The sequence below is a fragment of the Gordonia westfalica genome, assembly GCF_900105725.1.
Classification (GTDB): domain Bacteria; phylum Actinomycetota; class Actinomycetes; order Mycobacteriales; family Mycobacteriaceae; genus Gordonia; species Gordonia westfalica.
In genome coordinates, this window is the sequence record NZ_FNLM01000005.1 from 1 (window position 1) to 17,080 (window position 17,080).

Here is a 17,080-nt window from a genome sequence, read left to right on the forward strand (position 1 = left end):
TTCGCCGCGGCCTTCGATCCATCGCGGTGGTGGAAGGTGAGCCGCCCTTCGAGGAACAGCACTGCGGTCGCCCGCCGCCACACCTGCGCCTGGAATCCGGCGGTCTCGGTGCGGGCGAAGATCAGTGCGGTGCCGGTGCCGTGGTTGGCGAGCCGGTCGAGCCACCGCCACACATTGGAGTAGGGCGGGTTGCACCACACGCGCCCTTCCACGGCAGTGTGAGTCCGTCGTCGGGTAGTCGGTAGTGGTGGCGTGCGGTCGTCCAGTTCGCTTCTGCCGGTGCGGCGCACGGGTCGAGGTCGAACGGGCCGAGGGCGTCGAGGACGTGCGGTGGTGTCAGCCACACGTCGTCCCGGTGGTGGCGCACTGATGCGATCCCATCGCCCGCCCGCTCACGACGCCTCCTGTGCGCCGAGTTCGTCGGCCAGGGTGGTTTGCGCCGCATCATGATCCGGGACAGACATGATCGCCTTCCCCTTCTCCTGCACCTCACGAGTCAGCGGCACCAGCACCGCAATCCCGGCAGTCTTCAGATCGACATTGCGGGTGGTCATCGCCCACTCGGCGAACTCCTTCGTCACCATCCCCGCAGCCGTCACAGCCTCAGCCAGTTCGCGTTGCGCCCGCTGCGCCGGCGTCTGCTGACGGTTCCGGACCTCCTCCGACGACGCCACACCCTTCTTCGTGTCCGCCGCCAACGCTGCGACGATCGCCCTCCCCCACGCCGCGGTCTCAGCGTTCTGCATCTCCGAGTCACGGGTGAAAGATGTGGGGCCGGGGATGGGTTCCCACGCGGTACCGATACCGGGACGCTCATCATCCGGCGTGCGGTAGGCGGCGGCGGTGAACGCGAGGAAGCTCTTGCGCCAACCTCAAGAACTTCGTATCGCACCTGCTGGAGAGAGCCGGTGGGGTGCTGGTTGCGGAACTCAACAATTCGGGTCGCGACATCGACGTAGTCGAGGGGGCCTTTGTAGTCGGGCATCAGAGGTCTGCTCCGCCCTGGAGGGGATGACCTCGAACCCGTTGCCGTCAGCCTTGATCCAATCCCCCGGAAGGGCAGTCACACCATCCACCCGTAGCTGGAGTTGGTGGGGTTTGGGGCGGACGATCATGCCGCCACACCACACGGCGATGTCGAGCATCGTGCGGTAGCGGTCAGACCACGAACCGCTGCTGGGAAGCTGTCTCACAGAGTTCACAGCGCACCACCGAAAGATCCGAGACGGCTGCTGCGTCGGCGGAACTCGCCCTCATCCTGGACCGTGACGTGGTACCGGGTGGTGGCGCGGGATTCCAGAACCTCCCGCAGTGAAGCGGCCTGCGCGAGGGTGGCGTGCACCTGGGCGCGCGCTGCGACCTCCGAGTGCTGGGTGGTCGTGAGGTTGCGGTCGTGCTCGATGAACGCGAGCATCCTCTCCGCTTCGGCGTAGTGCTTCTGCGCCGGGGTGACTTCCGGATTGATCAGGGCGTAGGCGATGCCGTTGGGCGACATCATGCATTCGCACTTGCCGACCCCGCACGCACCCCCGGATCGGTGCCGTGCGGGTCGATGCCGTGGCCGCACTCCGGGCACAGGACGACATCACGCCCTGTGAGCCGGAACAGTTCGTCCTGGCTAATGTCTTCGGTCATTGTTGTCTCCATGGGTCTTGTTGCCCGTAGGCAGGATTGGGGAACAGTTCTTCCGGCTCGACCGGGTCGTCCGGGAGAACATCTCCAGGTCCGGGTAGGTCGTAGGGTATTGGGGGCCGCGCCACCGGAACCCGCCGGCAGCATGGGTGCGGTTCGACATGAACCTCACGCCGCCGCCTTCGCTCTCGCCACCAACTCGAACAGCCGCTCAGCCACCAGGCCTGCACGATCAACGGGGGCCTGGGGTGGTCGGCGTCGGGCCAGGTGACGAACTCGGTGCGTCCGTTCACCCACGCCCAAAACAGGTGGAGGTCTGGGAGGTGTTGCACCCACATGTCGACACCGTCGATCTGGCGGTGCTCCGCGGCACTCATGACGCATCCCCGAAGTCGAGAGCCATCGTCTGATTACTGAGGCGTTTCGCAATCAGCTCGCAGTAACGCTCCTCAAGCTCGACACCGACCGCCTTACGGTTTTCGTTCGCCGCAGCAATCAACGTGGTGCCCGAACCGGCGAACGGGTCGAACACCGTTTCCGAGGCGTTCGTGAACAGGCGCACCCAGTCCTCCACCATTGGCAGCGGTTTCGCCGTCGGGTGACCGGTGTTCTGCACGACGGGGTACGTCCACACGCCAGCCTTGCCACCCCCGTTCCAGGCCGGTTTGGTGTCGGCGCGGTGTAGAAATGAAATCGCTTCCCAGCCTTGCCCGGGACGGTCGGCACTGATCTGCGGCATCGGGTTGGGCTTCACCCAGACACCGATGCGCAGCGAGCGCAACCCGACCGGCGGACCCTGGTCGAAGGCGAAAGCGTGCGCGTAATCAAGCGACGTGACCACCCAACTCGCCGAGACCCGCCCACACTCGGCGAGTACGGCCCGCAGGTCAGCGTCAGAGATCGCCGCGAACGTGACGGCCTTTATGCCATGACCAGCACCCCTGTTCGTCTTTGCCATTCCGTGTGTGCGTTCGGTGTACGGCGGATCCGTGATCACCACATCGACCGACCGATCTGCCATGTCTGCCATGACCTCTCGGCAGTCGCCGTGGTAGAGGGTGACCAGGTCGTCCTGGTAGTAGATGCTCATGGCTGGGCCTCCTGCGCTGCGAGGAACACCAGCACGTGATCGCGGGTGATCCATGGCGACGATTGCGGCTCCACCTTCAACACCCGACGCCCGTAGAAGTCGGTGAGGACCGCGCTACACCCGGCAGCCGAAACCTGCATCGAGGACATGAAGCCGTGCGTGAATGCCTCGGAAGCGAGGTCGGCTTCCACCTCCACGATGTCGCGTGCCGTCCGAAACGCCTGCATGTCAACGACGCTCACGGGTCACCTCCACCGCGCACGGCTCACACACCGTCACGTTCTTCCCCGCCCGCCCATCCGGGAACACCAGGTATTCGCGGACGTAGCCGATCAATGTGCCTACGGGGTAGTCGGTGCGGCATTTGGGGCACCAGCCGGCATAGCGGGCTTCCACTGCACCGCTGCTCACTGGTCGACCCCCTCGTCTTCGATGTCGTAGGAGCGCTGGAGGATTGAAAGCAGCGCGTACTCGACCGACTTCGAGTCCTGCTTGGCTGCGTAGTGCGCTATCTCTGCACGCAGCCAGAGGAGTTGCGCCTCCTTGCGCTGGTAGTACTTGTCGAGCTGGTTCTGGGTGTGTTGTGCGTCGGCGATCTGCTGCTGCACGATCGCGCCATACAGCTCGGACCCGAAGATGGTTTCGGCCCCGCTCACTGGTCGACCTCCTGGGTGGGCATGCAGAACCCGACCACCGTCATCAGCAACAGGACCGCGACGATCACGAACGCCACCAGTTCTTCCGGTCCGAGAGGTGGGAGGATCGCCCACACCCCCAACACAAGACACGCATACGCGGGAACCCAGATCGCGGCCTTCACGACGCCGCCCTCTCACCCGGAGCCGGCTGCGGCAGCGAGTTCCGCCACCGCACACACTCTTCGTGGTCGATAAAGTACTTGCCGCCCCCTCACGCAAGGTTCGGAACAGGATTCGCCCCTCGACATACTCGCGGCGAAGGGTCTTCTCGGAGACTCCCAGGATTTGGGCGGCCTCCTTCAGGGTGTACTGAAGGGGCTGAAGGTTTCTGTCGTTCATGACGCCTCCAAGGTTCTGGTGGGGATGGGGGTTCGCTTGAGCAGGGTGAGCAGCGCATCGATGTGCTGCCACAGTTGCGGGCGGGTGAGTTCGATGGCGTCGTCCTCACCCGGCGGAAAGATCACGAAGACGGGTTCCCCTGTGGCGGGAATGGTCGTGACGTGATGGGTACCCGTCAAGCCGTCGATGGGGATGGGCGGAACCTCATGCAGCGGAAGATCACTCATGCCGCACCGCCGATGATGCGTTGCAGGACGATCCGCCCCGACGGAGTCAGATCACCGTGGGCCACCAGATCATTGAGGGCAGTGCGCAGCCGACTCGACTTGAGTGCTTCGCGTGCGGCCAACACCATCCAGTACTCCGGCGACTCCTCCGGGTCGAACGGGCGTAGCGGAGACGACTGCTCCCACGCCTTACGCGCAGCCTCCACAGCAGGATCGGTGCTCATGCCGCACCGCCGATACGGTCCAGGTGGGAATCGTCCGGCCCAGGCCACACAATCCGCGACGACCGCTCCACAACCGCTGTCGCACCATACGATTCGATGAGCTTGGCCTAGACTTCGCGGAGGACAACGACTTGTACTCGCGCTTAGTGGACGGCCAGTGGAAGCGTCGACTCCCGAACTGCGCGATATACCCCGGATCGGGGTCCCACCCCTCGGGTTCCCAGTCAGGGTTGGGGTACCCGAACTCCTCACCGGTGTCGTCGGTGTAGAAGGTCAGTGCCCCTTCGGGATAGCTCGTGATCGCAACTCGGTAGAGGTAGTAGCCGCCGCTGGGCTCACGCCAGTCCGGATCGGCCTCCTGCATTGCTCTGTACACGTCGCGTAGCTCGGCGAGCGTGAGAACCACTTCACCCGGCCGGACGGGGACTCAACCGACAGGTACGCCAGGTCGAGGCCGCTCACCTCACCGAGCGATACGTGGACCTTCCTGTTTTCATCTGCTACTACAGGGACTGGATCTGCGTAGTGCGAGAAGGACATGAGTCAGACCGCCTCGGGGAAGGACTCGCGCGTCCAGGCCCCGCCTCTGGGCATCTGCAGCTTGGACGTGTTCCCACCACGGCGCCAGTGGTTCCAGGCCATCACGAAGTAACCAATGAGATCACGGTCGCTGACGTTGACTTTGCCTTCGCGGATACGATCGAGTCGGTCACGCAGGGCGAGAATGGGATTGCCGGACTGGAGCCCGGCGCCTGAGTAGAGTCCTTCGCTGAACTCGCGAGCCGCTTCGCCGTCGATCAGTCGGAACTGCAGCAGCACTGCAAGGGTCACGCTGGGTCGGCACTTGACGCGCCGGAGACGCTGACTGGCAAGGTCCTGAAGGATGGCCATCTCGACCGGGTGCTCGGCGGCCCAGGCGACTACCTCCGGGTTGCTGATCTTGCTTGCGACCTTCTGATCGCCGAAGAACGCCATACGCTGCCACTCCAGGTAGACCCGGATGCCGCCTGCGACGATCCTCGAATCAGTCGAACCAAGAAGCCTTCGAGGACCAGTTGGTCGCCGGCCGTCCGGGTTGTCCCTTGATCCATCGTGCTTTGTGTGTCTGCGGGGAGCCCGCGTACAACCAGGAAAGGAATGGCCGGAAAGTTGTCGTCCATCCGGGCGAGTGCAGTCAGCCGGTGCTGCCCATCGAGGAGGACATCATCGATCGACCACTTGATGGCTTCTCCGTTGTACTTCCAGCGTCCGGAAGTCATCTCGGCCATGAGACGCACTACCTGTGACTCTTTGATCGGTCGGTTGTGTGTGTTCTTCGCGAGTACACGACGCGCCATCGCCGGGTCGACGAAGATGGTCGACGCCGACGGCTTCTGCGGTGTCACACCGACGGACGCGAGATGCTGGCTCTTACGGTGGAAGTCGCCTTCGGAAGTTTTCTGCCAGTTCGACATGGGCTATCCTTCTAGTTGTGTGATGACGCTGTTGAGTGCGTCGCGGACGCGGATCAGATCGCTGAGGTTGGACGCCTTGATCTGGTCCTTGTTCCTTTTCAGGCGGTCGTCGGCGGCGAGCCGGTTGACCGATTCGACAGCGCGCTTCAGGTTGAAAGTCGCGGAGTCGAAAGCATCTGTGATGGGCCGACGCTTCGGCGTGGCCGGTTGTGCCGGTGCGGGGGTCGGCGTGGGAGCGTTGAGTTCAGCGAGGGCGGCATCGGTGAAGCCGGGGGCGATCTCGACCGGCTCGGCCTCAACCTCGGCATCGATGTCGGGTTCCGGATCGATCCGGCGGCTGCCGATCTCGCTACGGATCGCCGCCGCGGTCGGCCTACCCCCGGTGGCCTCGTTGACCTTCGCCATAACATCCACGGCTTCAGCGGGGTCAAGGCCTGTCAGCTCCCGCGCCTGCCCCTCATTGGCCGGAAGTGCCGGTGTGTCACCAATTGGTGACGTCGCCATCTCCAGGGCGGCTTCCATGCCGTCAACAACGGTCGCCGCACTCATGAGGTCATAGGCCCGCTTACGGCTAAGGTTCCACCGGCTCTGGCAGTACACCTCGAACGACGCATACTCGTGCCGATAAAGGCGATCGTCACGGATCTTCGCCAGGGCGCGGCCTATCTCGATGAACGACTCGAGACCTCGCTCGATGACAGACTCTTGCTGCTCGAGGTCATCTCTCAGTGCTGACAACTGATCGGCAGCGGCGACCGGCTCGCCGGGCAGATAGCTCGGGTAGCTCATCGGTTCACTCCCTCTACTGGTTTGGTGACCGGGGCGGCTCCCCCCGCCCCGGCCTGCGCGGGCTCCTGCGAGAGGGAGGGGGCCTGCGCGCTCCCGCACCGGCAGCGGTCAGCACGGGAGTGATCTACGAAGTCGGCAACGAGTGCTCGGACAACCGACCGCGGGTGCTCGATCACGCGACCACCCGCCGTTGATTGCTATTACGTCCATTGCTAGCGGATGCGTGCTCCACGAAAAGGAGATGCAGAGGCACGTCGAGAGCCTCCGCGATGCGTTCGGCCAACTGCGGTGTGCACGTGGTCTTGTTCTCGGCGCAGAGGTGCCCAATGAAGCTCTTTGAGCATCCGGCATACCGCCCAAGCCTGGCCATCGAAAATCCGCGCTGGTTCATCAGTGCTCGGAGAGTGTCCCCGGATGTGAGTTTCATCCAACTGCCTTTCGGCCATCGTTTGTATGACGCCACTTCATCCTCCATGGTCAACGGGTTGGTGTCAACTGTCGATGGATAAAACATACGACACTGGTAGACGCTTACGCAAGTAATCACAGCGTTGTAGTTCCGCAGCCAGCGGATATGATGGCGTCCAACACTGGATGAAACGGTCAACGGCAAAACGCCAATTCCGGCCGTTGTGGGGTAGACGGATGGGTGAGCGAATGACTAGCGACGTTCATACTCGGACGGCAGGCTCTGAGTCGTGAGCAAATTGTGGGAGTTCGTCCAGGCCCACCTGGACAGGACGGGAGCATCCGAGGCGGCGTTCGCACGCCAGATCGGTAGCATCCCGCAGACTGTCAACTCGTGGAAGAAGCGCGGGTTGAAGCAGCTCCCCGAAGTCGCCACTCTCCGTGCGATCTCAGAGATCACCGGCGCCAACTACGCGGACATCATTTCGGCCGTACTAACTGACATCGGGTACATCGAGGACGGCGAGCTGCCTACGGAGGCGATTACACCGAACGACCATCGGCAGATCGCTTTAGCAGCTCACCTACTTGTCGAGGCGGTTCCGAATATCGACGAACTTGATATCCCATTCGAGGACGTCTTTACGTTCGTTGGACTGGTCGAGCAGTCCGCGGGACTTCTTGGGCGCACTGGTCTCCATCAGGTAGATGACGCGACGGCGCAGGAGATTGTGGCCGAAGCCCGGAAAGCCGCGAGCAAGTATCGGCGGCTAGCACGGAGGGTGGCGGCTTCGCTCACAGGTGATGACGCGTCGGCAGATCGCCGACCGTCCGAGAGCCTGGAGGATTCCGATGCCCTACCAACTGATTCGCCCGCGTCGCCGGGAGCACCGGGCGAAGCGAGTGAAGAGCAGAAGACCACAGCCGGCGGCAAGGTCACAGCCTTGCCTTCCCGGAATCAAGTCCCCAAACCTGAGCGGCCCGAGGATGCGAAGGCCGCCCGCAAGCGGAACCCACGGTTCAAACCCCAAGACCCTGACGAATCTCATTGATGTTATTCGAGGTCAGGGCCGTTTCTGTCAGAGGTGCATGTTCCTATTTCGGACATGAACTGGCATCCCTGGCGGTCAGCCCGCGATGACTACCCGCACATCGCGATCGACTGCACACAGCGACTCTCACCCGGAACGATGGGGCTCAACGGCGAGCGCACCATCTGGATTCACCGCGGCCTCACCCAAGCGGAGAGACGGTGCACCCTCACCCACGAGCTGCTGCACCGGGAGATGCCTGACGCTGATGAGGACACGATTGAGCGTGAGACGGCTCGCCGGCTGATCACACTCCCGCAGTTGGTGGACGCCTTCCGTTGGCTTCGTCACCCGTCACTGCCTGAGCTCGCTGAGCATCTGTGGGTGGACGAGCAGACGGCGTGGACGCGGATGCAACACCTGGACCCGATCGAGGTCGCCGAGATCGAAGCGGCGACCGAGGGTGACTGGTCGTGGAGTGACGTCGCATGACGGACGAAGAGAAGGCGATGCTCGACCTGGCCGGGCGGAGATGGAACTACGCCGGCAACCTCGAGCAGAAGGTGCGAGACGAGTTCGGCATCAGCCTCACCCGGTTCTGGCAGATTGTGAACCGCCTCCTGGACACTCAGGAAGCTTTAAGCTACTCACCGCAGAAGATTCATACTGTTCAAACGTTCGACTGTTCACCACTCCTGCGGAGGGTGGTGGTGAAGAGGGCTGCTGCTGCCAGGGCGATGGCGCGTTTCATGGGTTCTCTTCGTACATTCACCACCTGCGGTGAGTAGCTTAAAGCTTCCTGAGTGTCCAGGAGGCGGTTCACAATCTGCCAGAACCGGGTGAGGCTGATGCCGAACTCGTCTCGCACCTTCTGCTCGAGGTTGCCGGCGTAGTTCCATCTCCGCCCGGCCAGGTCGAGCATCGCCTTCTCTTCGTCCGTCATGCGACGTCACTCCACGACCAGTCACCCTCGGTCGCCGCTTCGATCTCGGCGACCTCGATCGGGTCCAGGTGTTGCATCCGCGTCCACGCCGTCTGCTCGTCCACCCACAGATGCTCAGCGAGCTCAGGCAGTGACGGGTGACGAAGCCAACGGAAGGCGTCCACCAACTGCGGGAGTGTGATCAGCCGGCGAGCCGTCTCACGCTCAATCGTGTCCTCATCAGCGTCAGGCATCTCCCGGTGCAGCAGCTCGTGGGTGAGGGTGCACCGTCTCTCCGCTTGGGTGAGGCCGCGGTGAATCCAGATGGTGCGCTCGCCGTTGAGCCCCATCGTTCCGGGTGAGAGTCGCTGTGTGCAGTCGATCGCGATGTGCGGGTAGTCATCGCGGGCTGACCGCCAGGGATGCCAGTTCATGTCCGAAATAGGAACATGCACCTCTGACAGAAACGGCCCTGACCTCGAATAACATCAATGAGATTCGTCAGGGTCTTGGGGTTTGAACCGTGGGTTCCGCTTGCGGGCGGCCTTCGCATCCTCGGGCCGCTCAGGTTTGGGGACTTGATTCCGGAAGGCAAGGCTGTGACCTTGCCGCCGGCTGTGGTCTTCTGCTCTTCACTCGCTTCGCCCGGTGCTCCCGGCGACGCGGGCGAATCAGTTGGTAGGGCATCGGAATCCTCCAGGCTCTCGGACGGTCGGCGATCTGCCGACGCGTCATCACCTGTGAGCGAAGCCGCCACCCTCCGTGCTAGCCGCCGATACTTGCTCGCGGCTTTCCGGGCTTCGGCCACAATCTCCTGCGCCGTCGCGTCATCTACCTGATGGAGACCAGTGCGCCCAAGAAGTCCCGCGGACTGCTCGACCAGTCCAACGAACGTAAAGACGTCCTCGAATGGGATATCAAGTTCGTCGATATTCGGAACCGCCTCGACAAGTAGGTGAGCTGCTAAAGCGATCTGCCGATGGTCGTTCGGTGTAATCGCCTCCGTAGGCAGCTCGCCGTCCTCGATGTACCCGATGTCAGTTAGTACGGCCGAAATGATGTCCGCGTAGTTGGCGCCGGTGATCTCTGAGATCGCACGGAGAGTGGCGACTTCGGGGAGCTGCTTCAACCCGCGCTTCTTCCACGAGTTGACAGTCTGCGGGATGCTACCGATCTGGCGTGCGAACGCCGCCTCGGATGCTCCCGTCCTGTCCAGGTGGGCCTGGACGAACTCCCACAATTTGCTCACGACTCAGAGCCTGCCGTCCGAGTATGAACGTCGCTAGTCATTCGCTCACCCATCCGTCTACCCCACAACGGCCGGAATTGGCGTTTTGCCGTTGACCGTTTCATCCAGTGTTGGACGCCATCATATCCGCTGGCTGCGGAACTACAACGCTGTGATTACTTGCGTAAGCGTCTACCAGTGTCGTATGTTTTATCCATCGACAGTTGACACCAACCCGTTGACCATGGAGGATGAAGTGGCGTCATACAAACGATGGCCGAAAGGCAGTTGGATGAAACTCACATCCGGGGACACTCTCCGAGCACTGATGAACCAGCGCGGATTTTCGATGGCCAGGCTTGGGCGGTATGCCGGATGCTCAAAGAGCTTCATTGGGCACCTCTGCGCCGAGAACAAGACCACGTGCACACCGCAGTTGGCCGAACGCATCGCGGAGGCTCTCGACGTGCCTCTGCATCTCCTTTTCGTGGAGCACGCATCCGCTAGCAATGGACGTAATAGCAATCAACGGCGGGTGGTCGCGTGATCGAGCACCCGCGGTCGGTTGTCCGAGCACTCGTTGCCGACTTCGTAGATCACTCCCGTGCTGACCGCTGCCGGTGCGGGAGCGCGCAGGCCCCCTCCCTCTCGCAGGAGCCCGCGCAGGCCGGGGCGGGGGGAGCCGCCCCGGTCACCAAACCAGTAGAGGGAGTGAACCGATGAGCTACCCGAGCTATCTGCCCGGCGAGCCGGTCGCCGCTGCCGATCAGTTGTCAGCACTGAGAGATGACCTCGAGCAGCAAGAGTCTGTCATCGAGCGAGGTCTCGAGTCGTTCATCGAGATAGGCCGCGCCCTGGCGAAGATCCGTGACGATCGCCTTTATCGGCACGAGTATGCGTCGTTCGAGGTGTACTGCCAGAGCCGGTGGAACCTTAGCCGTAAGCGGGCCTATGACCTCATGAGTGCGGCGACCGTTGTTGACGGCATGGAAGCCGCCCTGGAGATGGCGACGTCACCAATTGGTGACACACCGGCACTTCCGGCCAATGAGGGGCAGGCGCGGGAGCTGACAGGCCTTGACCCCGCTGAAGCCGTGGATGTTATGGCGAAGGTCAACGAGGCCACCGGGGGTAGGCCGACCGCGGCGGCGATCCGTAGCGAGATCGGCAGCCGCCGGATCGATCCGGAACCCGACATCGATGCCGAGGTTGAGGCCGAGCCGGTCGAGATCGCCCCCGGCTTCACCGATGCCGCCCTCGCTGAACTCAACGCTCCCACGCCGACCCCCGCACCGGCACAACCGGCCACGCCGAAGCGTCGGCCCATCACAGATGCTTTCGACTCCGCGACTTTCAACCTGAAGCGCGCTGTCGAATCGGTCAACCGGCTCGCCGCCGACGACCGCCTGAAAAGGAACAAGGACCAGATCAAGGCGTCCAACCTCAGCGATCTGATCCGCGTCCGCGACGCACTCAACAGCGTCATCACACAACTAGAAGGATAGCCCATGTCGAACTGGCAGAAAACTTCCGAAGGCGACTTCCACCGTAAGAGCCAGCATCTCGCGTCCGTCGGTGTGACACCGCAGAAGCCGTCGGCGTCGACCATCTTCGTCGACCCGGCGATGGCGCGTCGTGTACTCGCGAAGAACACACACAACCGACCGATCAAAGAGTCACAGGTAGTGCGTCTCATGGCCGAGATGACTTCCGGACGCTGGAAGTACAACGGAGAAGCCATCAAGTGGTCGATCGATGATGTCCTCCTCGATGGGCAGCACCGGCTGACTGCACTCGCCCGGATGGACGACAACTTTCCGGCCATTCCTTTCCTGGTTGTACGCGGGCTCCCCGCAGACACACAAAGCACGATGGATCAAGGGACAACCCGGACGGCCGGCGACCAACTGGTCCTCGAAGGGCTTCTTGGTTCGACTGATTCGAGGATCGTCGCAGGCGGCATCCGGGTCTACCTGGAGTGGCAGCGTATGGCGTTCTTCGGCGATCAGAAGGTCGCAAGCAAGATCAGCAACCCGGAGGTAGTCGCCTGGGCCGCCGAGCACCCGGTCGAGATGGCCATCCTTCAGGACCTTGCCAGTCAGCGTCTCCGGCGCGTCAAGTGCCGACCCAGCGTGACCCTTGCAGTGCTGCTGCAGTTCCGACTGATCGACGGCGAAGCGGCTCGCGAGTTCAGCGAAGGACTCTACTCAGGCGCCGGGCTCCAGTCCGGCAATCCCATTCTCGCCCTGCGTGACCGACTCGATCGTATCCGCGAAGGCAAAGTCAACGTCAGCGACCGTGATCTCATTGGTTACTTCGTGATGGCCTGGAACCACTGGCGCCGTGGTGGGAACACGTCCAAGCTGCAGATGCCCAGAGGCGGGGCCTGGACGCGCGAGTCCTTCCCCGAGGCGGTCTGACTCATGTCCTTCTCGCACTACGCAGATCCAGTCCCTGTAGTAGCAGATGAAAACAGGAAGGTCCACGTATCGCTCGGTGAGGTGAGCGGCCTCGACCTGGCGTACCTGTCGGTTGAGTCCCCGTCCGGCCGGGGTGAAGTGGTTCTCACGCTCGCCGAGCTACGCGACGTGTACAGAGCAATGCAGGAGGCCGATCCGGACTGGCGTGAGCCCAGCGGCGGCTACTACCTCTACCGAGTTGCGATCACGAGCTATCCCGAAGGGGCACTGACCTTCTACACCGACGACACCGGTGAGGAGTTCGGGTACCCCAACCCTGACTGGGAACCCGAGGGGTGGGACCCCGATCCGGGGTATATCGCGCAGTTCGGGAGTCGACGCTTCCACTGGCCGTCCACTAAGCGCGAGTACAAGTCGTTGTCCTCCGCGAAGTCTAGGGCCAAGCTCATCGAATCGTATGGTGCGACAGCGGTTGTGGAGCGGTCGTCGCGGATTGTGTGGCCTGGGCCGGACGATTCCCACCTGGACCGTATCGGCGGTGCGGCATGAGCACCGATCCTGCTGTGGAGGCTGCGCGTAAGGCGTGGGAGCAGTCGTCTCCGCTACGCCCGTTCGACCCGGAGGAGTCGCCGGAGTACTGGATGGTGTTGGCCGCACGCGAAGCACTCAAGTCGAGTCGGCTGCGCACTGCCCTCAATGATCTGGTGGCCCACGGTGATCTGACTCCGTCGGGGCGGATCGTCCTGCAACGCATCATCGGCGGTGCGGCATGAGTGATCTTCCGCTGCATGAGGTTCCGCCCATCCCCATCGACGGCTTGACGGGTACCCATCACGTCACGACCATTCCCGCCACAGGGGAACCCGTCTTCGTGATCTTTCCGCCGGGTGAGGACGACGCCATCGAACTCACCCGCCCGCAACTGTGGCAGCACATCGATGCGCTGCTCACCCTGCTCAAGCGAACCCCCATCCCCACCAGAACCTTGGAGGCGTCATGAACGACAGAAACCTTCAGCCCCTTCAGTACACCCTGAAGGAGGCCGCCCAAATCCTGGGAGTCTCCGAGAAGACCCTTCGCCGCGAGTATGTCGAGGGGCGAATCCTGTTCCGAACCTTGCGTGAGGGGGGCGGCAAGTACTTTATCGACCACGAAGAGTGTGTGCGGTGGCGGAACTCGCTGCCGCAGCCGGCTCCGGGTGAGAGGGCGGCGTCGTGAAGGCCGCGATCTGGGTTCCCGCGTATGCGTGTCTTGTGTTGGGGGTGTGGGCGATCCTCCCACCTCTCGGACCGGAAGAACTGGTGGCGTTCGTGATCGTCGCGGTCCTGTTGCTGATGACGGTGGTCGGGTTCTGCATGCCCACCCAGGAGGTCGACCAGTGAGCGGGGCCGAAACCATCTTCGGGTCCGAGCTGTATGGCGCGATCGTGCAGCAGCAGATCGCCGACGCACAACACACCCAGAACCAGCTCGACAAGTACTACCAGCGCAAGGAGGCGCAACTCCTCTGGCTGCGTGCAGAGATAGCGCACTACGCAGCCAAGCAGGACTCGAAGTCGGTCGAGTACGCGCTGCTTTCAATCCTCCAGCGCTCCTACGACATCGAAGACGAGGGGGTCGACCAGTGAGCAGCGGTGCAGTGGAAGCCCGCTATGCCGGCTGGTGCCCCAAATGCCGCACCGACTACCCCGTAGGCACATTGATCGGCTACGTCCGCGAATACCTGGTGTTCCCGGATGGGCGGGCGGGGAAGAACGTGACGGTGTGTGAGCCGTGCGCGGTGGAGGTGACCCGTGAGCGTCGTTGACATGCAGGCGTTTCGGACGGCACGCGACATCGTGGAGGTGGAAGCCGACCTCGCTTCCGAGGCATTCACGCACGGCTTCATGTCCTCGATGCAGGTTTCGGCTGCCGGGTGTAGCGCGGTCCTCACCGACTTCTACGGGCGTCGGGTGTTGAAGGTGGAGCCGCAATCGTCGCCATGGATCACCCGCGATCACGTGCTGGTGTTCCTCGCAGCGCAGGAGGCCCAGCCATGAGCATCTACTACCAGGACGACCTGGTCACCCTCTACCACGGCGACTGCCGAGAGGTCATGGCAGACATGGCAGATCGGTCGGTCGATGTGGTGATCACGGATCCGCCGTACACCGAACGCACACACGGAATGGCAAAGACGAACAGGGGTGCTGGTCATGGCATAAAGGCCGTCACGTTCGCGGCGATCTCTGACGCTGACCTGCGGGCCGTACTCGCCGAGTGTGGGCGGGTCTCGGCGAGTTGGGTGGTCACGTCGCTTGATTACGCGCACGCTTTCGCCTTCGACCAGGGTCCGCCGGTCGGGTTGCGCTCGCTGCGCATCGGTGTCTGGGTGAAGCCCAACCCGATGCCGCAGATCAGTGCCGACCGTCCCGGGCAAGGCTGGGAAGCGATTTCATTTCTACACCGCGCCGACACCAAACCGGCCTGGAACGGGGGTGGCAAGGCTGGCGTGTGGACGTACCCCGTCGTGCAGAACACCGGTCACCCGACGGCGAAACCGCTGCCAATGGTGGAGGACTGGGTGCGCCTGTTCACGAACGCCTCGGAAACGGTGTTCGACCCGTTCGCCGGTTCGGGCACCACGTTGATTGCTGCGGCGAACGAAAACCGTAAGGCGGTCGGTGTCGAGCTTGAGGAGCGTTACTGCGAGCTGATTGCGAAACGCCTCAGTAATCAGACGATGGCTCTCGACTTCGGGGATGCGTCATGAGTGCCGCGGAGCACCGCCAGATCGACGGTGTCGACATGTGGGTGCAACACCTCCCAGACCTCCACCTGTTTTGGGCGTGGGTGAACGGACGCACCGAGTTCGTCACCTGGCCCGACGCCGACCACCCCCAGGCCCCCGTTGATCGTGCAGGCCTGGTGGCTGAGCGGCTGTTCGAGTTGGTGGCGAGAGCGAAGGCGGCGGCGTGAGGTTCATGTCGAACCGCACCCATGCTGCCGGCGGGTTCCGGTGGCGCGGCCCCCAATACCCCTACGACCTACCCGGACCTGGAGATGTTCTCCCGGACGACCCGGTCGAGCCGGAAGAACTGTTCCCCAATCCTGCCTACGGGCAACAAGACCCATGGAGACAACAATGACCGAAGACATTAGCCAGGACGAACTGTTCCGGCTCACAGGGCGTGATGTCGTCCTGTGCCCGGAGTGCGGCCACGGCATCGACCCGCACGGCACCGATCCGGGGGGTGCGTGCGGGGTCGGCAAGTGCGAATGCATGATGTCGCCCAACGGCATCGCCTACGCCCTGATCAATCCGGAAGTCACCCCGGCGCAGAAGCACTACGCCGAAGCGGAGAGGATGCTCGCGTTCATCGAGCACGACCGCAACCTCACGACCACCCAGCACTCGGAGGTCGCAGCGCGCGCCCAGGTGCACGCCACCCTCGCGCAGGCCGCTTCACTGCGGGAGGTTCTGGAATCCCGCGCCACCACCCGGTACCACGTCACGGTCCAGGATGAGGGCGAGTTCCGCCGACGCAGCAGCCGTCTCGGATCTTTCGGTGGTGCGCTGTGAACTCTGTGAGACAGCTTCCCAGCAGCGGTTCGTGGTCTGACCGCTACCGCACGATGCTCGACATCGCCGTGTGGTGTGGCGGCATGATCGTCCGCCCCAAACCCCACCAACTCCAGCTACGGGTGGATGGTGTGACTGCCCTTCCGGGGGATTGGGGTGAGGCGGGTCGAGTCACCCCCGGCAGCGCTCTGAGCCGCAACGGCTCGCTCTCGAGTCGCACCCCCCAGGGCGCGACGCACCGACCTCTCCGCAGTGCGACGGCTGAGCGAAAGCCGCCCCCCCCGCCTACGCACGCCGGAGGGCGCGGTGGGGTGCTGGTTGCGGAACTCAACAATTCGGGTCGCGACATCGACGTAGTCGAGGGGGCCTTTGTAGTCGGGCATCAGAGGTCTGCTCCCGCCCTGGAGGGATGACCTCGAACCCGTTGCCGTCAGCCTTGATCCAATCCCCCGAAGGGCAGTCACACCATCCACCCGTAGCTGGAGTTGGTGGGGTTTGGGGCGGACGATCATGCCGCCACACCACACGGCGATGTCGAGCATCGTGCGGTAGCGGTCAGACCACGAACCGCTGCTGGGAAGCTGTCTCACAGAGTTCACAGCGCACCACCGAAAGATCCGAGACGGCTGCTGCGTCGGCGGAACTCGCCCTCATCCTGGACCGTGACGTGGTACCGGGTGGTGGCGCGGGATTCCAGAACCTCCCGCAGTGAAGCGGCCTGCGCGAGGGTGGCGTGCACCTGGGCGCGCGCTGCGACCTCCGAGTGCTGGGTGGTCGTGAGGTTGCGGTCGTGCTCGATGAACGCGAGCATCCTCTCCGCTTCGGCGTAGTGCTTCTGCGCCGGGGTGACTTCCGGATTGATCAGGGCGTAGGCGATGCCGTTGGGCGACATCATGCATTCGCACTTGCCGACCCCGCACGCACCCCCCGGATCGGTGCCGTGCGGGTCGATGCCGTGGCCGCACTCCGGGCACAGGACGACATCACGCCCTGTGAGCCGGAACAGTTCGTCCTGGCTAATGTCTTCGGTCATTGTTGTCTCCATGGGTCTTGTTGC

At 63.2% G+C, this 17,080-nt stretch carries 38 protein-coding genes and 1 pseudogene; 18 read left to right on the forward strand and 21 right to left on the reverse strand.

Annotated features, from left to right (window positions below):
* The 17 genes and pseudogenes from BLU62_RS00470 to BLU62_RS00525 form a co-directional block, all read right to left on the reverse strand.
* Positions 1-200: pseudogene (locus BLU62_RS00470) on the reverse strand (phage N-6-adenine-methyltransferase); the annotation flags it as partial.
* 192 nt (positions 201-392) lie between these two features.
* Positions 393-746 (reverse strand): hypothetical protein, encoded by a 354-nt coding sequence (locus BLU62_RS00475; protein ID WP_074847915.1) that lies wholly within the window; start codon positions 744-746, stop codon positions 393-395.
* Positions 747-1,198: 452 nt separating this feature from the next.
* Positions 1,199-1,498, reverse strand: a complete 300-nt coding sequence (locus tag BLU62_RS00480) for a hypothetical protein (protein ID WP_074847917.1) — start codon at positions 1,496-1,498, stop codon at positions 1,199-1,201.
* The gene (locus BLU62_RS32670) at positions 1,495-1,635 is read right to left on the reverse strand and encodes a hypothetical protein (RefSeq protein WP_159441503.1); all 141 of its coding nucleotides are present in this window, start codon (positions 1,633-1,635) and stop codon (positions 1,495-1,497) included. Before BLU62_RS32670 ends, BLU62_RS00480 begins: the two co-directional genes overlap by 4 nt.
* Before the next feature lie 370 nt (positions 1,636-2,005).
* Entirely contained in the window at positions 2,006-2,722 is a 717-nt protein-coding gene (locus BLU62_RS00485) for a DNA-methyltransferase (RefSeq protein WP_074847841.1), read from the reverse strand.
* The gene (locus tag BLU62_RS00490) at positions 2,719-2,964 is read right to left on the reverse strand and encodes a hypothetical protein (protein WP_074847843.1); all 246 of its coding nucleotides are present in this window, start codon (positions 2,962-2,964) and stop codon (positions 2,719-2,721) included. The genes BLU62_RS00485 and BLU62_RS00490 overlap by 4 nt, the downstream gene beginning before the upstream one ends.
* Complete coding sequence (locus BLU62_RS32035; protein ID WP_139179899.1) at positions 2,951-3,133, reverse strand: hypothetical protein; 183 nt, start codon at positions 3,131-3,133, stop codon at positions 2,951-2,953. The genes BLU62_RS00490 and BLU62_RS32035 overlap by 14 nt, the downstream gene beginning before the upstream one ends.
* Complete coding sequence (locus BLU62_RS00495; protein ID WP_074847845.1) at positions 3,130-3,378, reverse strand: hypothetical protein; 249 nt, start codon at positions 3,376-3,378, stop codon at positions 3,130-3,132. Before BLU62_RS00495 ends, BLU62_RS32035 begins: the two co-directional genes overlap by 4 nt.
* Entirely contained in the window at positions 3,375-3,542 is a 168-nt protein-coding gene (locus BLU62_RS32675) for a hypothetical protein (protein WP_159441495.1), read from the reverse strand. The genes BLU62_RS00495 and BLU62_RS32675 overlap by 4 nt, the downstream gene beginning before the upstream one ends.
* A gap of 213 nt (positions 3,543-3,755) precedes the next feature.
* Positions 3,756-3,986 carry a hypothetical protein gene (locus BLU62_RS00500; RefSeq protein WP_074847850.1) on the reverse strand — a complete coding sequence of 77 codons (231 nt, stop codon included), beginning with the start codon at positions 3,984-3,986 and terminating at the stop codon, positions 3,756-3,758.
* Positions 3,983-4,210, reverse strand: coding sequence for a hypothetical protein (locus BLU62_RS00505; RefSeq protein ID WP_074847847.1), 228 nt, complete (start codon positions 4,208-4,210; stop codon positions 3,983-3,985). Before BLU62_RS00505 ends, BLU62_RS00500 begins: the two co-directional genes overlap by 4 nt.
* Positions 4,176-4,616 (reverse strand): hypothetical protein, encoded by a 441-nt coding sequence (locus tag BLU62_RS00510; protein ID WP_208863586.1) that lies wholly within the window; start codon positions 4,614-4,616, stop codon positions 4,176-4,178. Before BLU62_RS00510 ends, BLU62_RS00505 begins: the two co-directional genes overlap by 35 nt.
* A gap of 137 nt (positions 4,617-4,753) precedes the next feature.
* Positions 4,754-5,185, reverse strand: a complete 432-nt coding sequence (locus tag BLU62_RS33300; RefSeq protein WP_244278004.1) for a hypothetical protein — start codon at positions 5,183-5,185, stop codon at positions 4,754-4,756.
* Entirely contained in the window at positions 5,131-5,664 is a 534-nt protein-coding gene (locus BLU62_RS33305) for a hypothetical protein (protein WP_244278005.1), read from the reverse strand. The genes BLU62_RS33300 and BLU62_RS33305 overlap by 55 nt, the downstream gene beginning before the upstream one ends.
* A gap of 3 nt (positions 5,665-5,667) precedes the next feature.
* Positions 5,668-6,453: a hypothetical protein gene (locus BLU62_RS32040; RefSeq protein ID WP_139179908.1), complete on the reverse strand. Its 786-nt coding sequence runs from the start codon at positions 6,451-6,453 to the stop codon at positions 5,668-5,670.
* Positions 6,450-6,629 carry a DUF7324 family protein gene (locus BLU62_RS34625; RefSeq protein ID WP_425284520.1) on the reverse strand — a complete coding sequence of 60 codons (180 nt, stop codon included), beginning with the start codon at positions 6,627-6,629 and terminating at the stop codon, positions 6,450-6,452. The genes BLU62_RS32040 and BLU62_RS34625 overlap by 4 nt, the downstream gene beginning before the upstream one ends.
* Positions 6,626-6,967 carry a helix-turn-helix domain-containing protein gene (locus tag BLU62_RS00525; protein ID WP_342028575.1) on the reverse strand — a complete coding sequence of 114 codons (342 nt, stop codon included), beginning with the start codon at positions 6,965-6,967 and terminating at the stop codon, positions 6,626-6,628. Before BLU62_RS00525 ends, BLU62_RS34625 begins: the two co-directional genes overlap by 4 nt.
* Positions 6,968-7,151: 184 nt before the next feature.
* On the opposite strand from BLU62_RS00525, the gene BLU62_RS00530 reads away from it, so the two are divergent.
* The 3 genes from BLU62_RS00530 to BLU62_RS00540 are packed head-to-tail and all read left to right on the forward strand — an operon-like array spanning position 7,152 to position 8,680.
* The gene (locus tag BLU62_RS00530; RefSeq protein ID WP_074847923.1) at positions 7,152-7,913 is read left to right on the forward strand and encodes a hypothetical protein; all 762 of its coding nucleotides are present in this window, start codon (positions 7,152-7,154) and stop codon (positions 7,911-7,913) included.
* A 54-nt stretch (positions 7,914-7,967) separates the two neighbouring features.
* On the forward strand, positions 7,968-8,384 hold the full coding sequence (locus tag BLU62_RS00535) for a hypothetical protein (protein ID WP_074847925.1): 417 nt from the start codon (positions 7,968-7,970) through the stop codon (positions 8,382-8,384).
* A 17-nt stretch (positions 8,385-8,401) separates the two neighbouring features.
* Positions 8,402-8,680: a DUF3263 domain-containing protein gene (locus BLU62_RS00540; RefSeq protein WP_244278008.1), complete on the forward strand. Its 279-nt coding sequence runs from the start codon at positions 8,402-8,404 to the stop codon at positions 8,678-8,680.
* On the opposite strand, the gene BLU62_RS00545 is transcribed toward BLU62_RS00540, so the two are convergent.
* The 3 genes from BLU62_RS00545 to BLU62_RS00555 are packed head-to-tail and all read right to left on the reverse strand — an operon-like array spanning position 8,563 to position 10,063.
* Entirely contained in the window at positions 8,563-8,835 is a 273-nt protein-coding gene (locus tag BLU62_RS00545; RefSeq protein WP_074847929.1) for a DUF3263 domain-containing protein, read from the reverse strand. The genes BLU62_RS00540 and BLU62_RS00545 overlap by 118 nt on opposite strands.
* On the reverse strand, positions 8,832-9,248 hold the full coding sequence (locus BLU62_RS00550; RefSeq protein WP_074847925.1) for a hypothetical protein: 417 nt from the start codon (positions 9,246-9,248) through the stop codon (positions 8,832-8,834). Before BLU62_RS00550 ends, BLU62_RS00545 begins: the two co-directional genes overlap by 4 nt.
* Positions 9,245-10,063: a hypothetical protein gene (locus BLU62_RS00555; RefSeq protein WP_074847931.1), complete on the reverse strand. Its 819-nt coding sequence runs from the start codon at positions 10,061-10,063 to the stop codon at positions 9,245-9,247. Before BLU62_RS00555 ends, BLU62_RS00550 begins: the two co-directional genes overlap by 4 nt.
* Before the next feature lie 271 nt (positions 10,064-10,334).
* Here BLU62_RS00555 and BLU62_RS00560 point away from each other — a divergent pair, with 271 nt between their 5' ends.
* The 15 genes from BLU62_RS00560 (at position 10,335) to BLU62_RS00615 (ending at position 16,023) form a co-directional block, all read left to right on the forward strand.
* A complete protein-coding gene (locus tag BLU62_RS00560; protein WP_074847921.1) occupies positions 10,335-10,589 on the forward strand; it encodes a helix-turn-helix domain-containing protein in 255 nt (84 codons plus the stop codon).
* Positions 10,586-10,765: a DUF7324 family protein gene (locus BLU62_RS34630; protein WP_425284520.1), complete on the forward strand. Its 180-nt coding sequence runs from the start codon at positions 10,586-10,588 to the stop codon at positions 10,763-10,765. The genes BLU62_RS00560 and BLU62_RS34630 overlap by 4 nt, the downstream gene beginning before the upstream one ends.
* Positions 10,762-11,547: a hypothetical protein gene (locus BLU62_RS32045; protein ID WP_139179908.1), complete on the forward strand. Its 786-nt coding sequence runs from the start codon at positions 10,762-10,764 to the stop codon at positions 11,545-11,547. Before BLU62_RS34630 ends, BLU62_RS32045 begins: the two co-directional genes overlap by 4 nt.
* A gap of 3 nt (positions 11,548-11,550) precedes the next feature.
* Positions 11,551-12,462: a hypothetical protein gene (locus BLU62_RS00570; protein ID WP_244278006.1), complete on the forward strand. Its 912-nt coding sequence runs from the start codon at positions 11,551-11,553 to the stop codon at positions 12,460-12,462.
* Positions 12,463-12,465: 3 nt separating this feature from the next.
* Positions 12,466-13,011: a DUF7304 family protein gene (locus BLU62_RS00575; protein ID WP_425284521.1), complete on the forward strand. Its 546-nt coding sequence runs from the start codon at positions 12,466-12,468 to the stop codon at positions 13,009-13,011.
* Positions 13,008-13,235: a hypothetical protein gene (locus BLU62_RS00580; RefSeq protein WP_074847847.1), complete on the forward strand. Its 228-nt coding sequence runs from the start codon at positions 13,008-13,010 to the stop codon at positions 13,233-13,235. The genes BLU62_RS00575 and BLU62_RS00580 overlap by 4 nt, the downstream gene beginning before the upstream one ends.
* On the forward strand, positions 13,232-13,462 hold the full coding sequence (locus tag BLU62_RS00585) for a hypothetical protein (RefSeq protein WP_074847850.1): 231 nt from the start codon (positions 13,232-13,234) through the stop codon (positions 13,460-13,462). The genes BLU62_RS00580 and BLU62_RS00585 overlap by 4 nt, the downstream gene beginning before the upstream one ends.
* On the forward strand, positions 13,459-13,680 hold the full coding sequence (locus BLU62_RS00590; RefSeq protein WP_074847852.1) for a helix-turn-helix domain-containing protein: 222 nt from the start codon (positions 13,459-13,461) through the stop codon (positions 13,678-13,680). The genes BLU62_RS00585 and BLU62_RS00590 overlap by 4 nt, the downstream gene beginning before the upstream one ends.
* Complete coding sequence (locus tag BLU62_RS32680) at positions 13,677-13,844, forward strand: hypothetical protein (RefSeq protein ID WP_159441495.1); 168 nt, start codon at positions 13,677-13,679, stop codon at positions 13,842-13,844. Before BLU62_RS00590 ends, BLU62_RS32680 begins: the two co-directional genes overlap by 4 nt.
* Positions 13,841-14,089, forward strand: a complete 249-nt coding sequence (locus BLU62_RS00595) for a hypothetical protein (RefSeq protein WP_074847845.1) — start codon at positions 13,841-13,843, stop codon at positions 14,087-14,089. Before BLU62_RS32680 ends, BLU62_RS00595 begins: the two co-directional genes overlap by 4 nt.
* Entirely contained in the window at positions 14,086-14,268 is a 183-nt protein-coding gene (locus BLU62_RS32050) for a hypothetical protein (protein ID WP_139179899.1), read from the forward strand. Before BLU62_RS00595 ends, BLU62_RS32050 begins: the two co-directional genes overlap by 4 nt.
* Entirely contained in the window at positions 14,255-14,500 is a 246-nt protein-coding gene (locus BLU62_RS00600) for a hypothetical protein (RefSeq protein WP_074847843.1), read from the forward strand. The genes BLU62_RS32050 and BLU62_RS00600 overlap by 14 nt, the downstream gene beginning before the upstream one ends.
* On the forward strand, positions 14,497-15,213 hold the full coding sequence (locus BLU62_RS00605; RefSeq protein ID WP_074847841.1) for a DNA-methyltransferase: 717 nt from the start codon (positions 14,497-14,499) through the stop codon (positions 15,211-15,213). The genes BLU62_RS00600 and BLU62_RS00605 overlap by 4 nt, the downstream gene beginning before the upstream one ends.
* Complete coding sequence (locus BLU62_RS00610) at positions 15,210-15,419, forward strand: hypothetical protein (RefSeq protein WP_074847839.1); 210 nt, start codon at positions 15,210-15,212, stop codon at positions 15,417-15,419. Before BLU62_RS00605 ends, BLU62_RS00610 begins: the two co-directional genes overlap by 4 nt.
* A 166-nt stretch (positions 15,420-15,585) precedes the next feature.
* A complete protein-coding gene (locus BLU62_RS00615) occupies positions 15,586-16,023 on the forward strand; it encodes a hypothetical protein (RefSeq protein ID WP_074847837.1) in 438 nt (145 codons plus the stop codon).
* Positions 16,024-16,618: 595 nt separating this feature from the next.
* Here the strand turns inward: BLU62_RS00615 and BLU62_RS00620 are convergent.
* Positions 16,619-17,056, reverse strand: a complete 438-nt coding sequence (locus BLU62_RS00620; RefSeq protein WP_074847837.1) for a hypothetical protein — start codon at positions 17,054-17,056, stop codon at positions 16,619-16,621.
* Positions 17,057-17,080 lie beyond the last annotated feature (24 nt).

What these genes read in the sequence shown, in the direction of transcription:
- BLU62_RS33305 (WP_244278005.1), bottom strand. Translation starts at nt 5,664, where the DNA reads ATGTCGAACTGGCAGAAAACTTCCGAAGGCGACTTCCACCGTAAGAGC.
- BLU62_RS00620 (WP_074847837.1), bottom strand. Translation starts at nt 17,056, where the DNA reads ATGACCGAAGACATTAGCCAGGACGAACTGTTCCGGCTCACAGGGCGT.
- BLU62_RS00545 (WP_074847929.1), bottom strand. Translation starts at nt 8,835, where the DNA reads ATGACGGACGAAGAGAAGGCGATGCTCGACCTGGCCGGGCGGAGATGG.
- BLU62_RS00550 (WP_074847925.1), bottom strand. Translation starts at nt 9,248, where the DNA reads ATGAACTGGCATCCCTGGCGGTCAGCCCGCGATGACTACCCGCACATC.
- BLU62_RS00480 (WP_074847917.1), bottom strand. Translation starts at nt 1,498, where the DNA reads ATGATGTCGCCCAACGGCATCGCCTACGCCCTGATCAATCCGGAAGTC.
- BLU62_RS00590 (WP_074847852.1), top strand. Translation starts at nt 13,459, where the DNA reads ATGAACGACAGAAACCTTCAGCCCCTTCAGTACACCCTGAAGGAGGCC.
- BLU62_RS32670 (WP_159441503.1), bottom strand. Translation starts at nt 1,635, where the DNA reads ATGACCGAAGACATTAGCCAGGACGAACTGTTCCGGCTCACAGGGCGT.
- BLU62_RS00525 (WP_342028575.1), bottom strand. Translation starts at nt 6,967, where the DNA reads ATGTTTTATCCATCGACAGTTGACACCAACCCGTTGACCATGGAGGAT.
- BLU62_RS00560 (WP_074847921.1), top strand. Translation starts at nt 10,335, where the DNA reads ATGAAACTCACATCCGGGGACACTCTCCGAGCACTGATGAACCAGCGC.
- BLU62_RS00615 (WP_074847837.1), top strand. Translation starts at nt 15,586, where the DNA reads ATGACCGAAGACATTAGCCAGGACGAACTGTTCCGGCTCACAGGGCGT.
- BLU62_RS00575 (WP_425284521.1), top strand. Translation starts at nt 12,466, where the DNA reads ATGTCCTTCTCGCACTACGCAGATCCAGTCCCTGTAGTAGCAGATGAA.
- BLU62_RS00475 (WP_074847915.1), bottom strand. Translation starts at nt 746, where the DNA reads ATGCAGAACGCTGAGACCGCGGCGTGGGGGAGGGCGATCGTCGCAGCG.
- BLU62_RS00540 (WP_244278008.1), top strand. Translation starts at nt 8,402, where the DNA reads ATGCTCGACCTGGCCGGGCGGAGATGGAACTACGCCGGCAACCTCGAG.
- BLU62_RS00485 (WP_074847841.1), bottom strand. Translation starts at nt 2,722, where the DNA reads ATGAGCATCTACTACCAGGACGACCTGGTCACCCTCTACCACGGCGAC.
- BLU62_RS00585 (WP_074847850.1), top strand. Translation starts at nt 13,232, where the DNA reads ATGAGTGATCTTCCGCTGCATGAGGTTCCGCCCATCCCCATCGACGGC.
- BLU62_RS00605 (WP_074847841.1), top strand. Translation starts at nt 14,497, where the DNA reads ATGAGCATCTACTACCAGGACGACCTGGTCACCCTCTACCACGGCGAC.
- BLU62_RS00500 (WP_074847850.1), bottom strand. Translation starts at nt 3,986, where the DNA reads ATGAGTGATCTTCCGCTGCATGAGGTTCCGCCCATCCCCATCGACGGC.
- BLU62_RS32045 (WP_139179908.1), top strand. Translation starts at nt 10,762, where the DNA reads ATGAGCTACCCGAGCTATCTGCCCGGCGAGCCGGTCGCCGCTGCCGAT.
- BLU62_RS00505 (WP_074847847.1), bottom strand. Translation starts at nt 4,210, where the DNA reads ATGAGCACCGATCCTGCTGTGGAGGCTGCGCGTAAGGCGTGGGAGCAG.
- BLU62_RS32040 (WP_139179908.1), bottom strand. Translation starts at nt 6,453, where the DNA reads ATGAGCTACCCGAGCTATCTGCCCGGCGAGCCGGTCGCCGCTGCCGAT.
- BLU62_RS00535 (WP_074847925.1), top strand. Translation starts at nt 7,968, where the DNA reads ATGAACTGGCATCCCTGGCGGTCAGCCCGCGATGACTACCCGCACATC.
- BLU62_RS00610 (WP_074847839.1), top strand. Translation starts at nt 15,210, where the DNA reads ATGAGTGCCGCGGAGCACCGCCAGATCGACGGTGTCGACATGTGGGTG.
- BLU62_RS00580 (WP_074847847.1), top strand. Translation starts at nt 13,008, where the DNA reads ATGAGCACCGATCCTGCTGTGGAGGCTGCGCGTAAGGCGTGGGAGCAG.
- BLU62_RS00570 (WP_244278006.1), top strand. Translation starts at nt 11,551, where the DNA reads ATGTCGAACTGGCAGAAAACTTCCGAAGGCGACTTCCACCGTAAGAGC.
- BLU62_RS33300 (WP_244278004.1), bottom strand. Translation starts at nt 5,185, where the DNA reads ATGGCGTTCTTCGGCGATCAGAAGGTCGCAAGCAAGATCAGCAACCCG.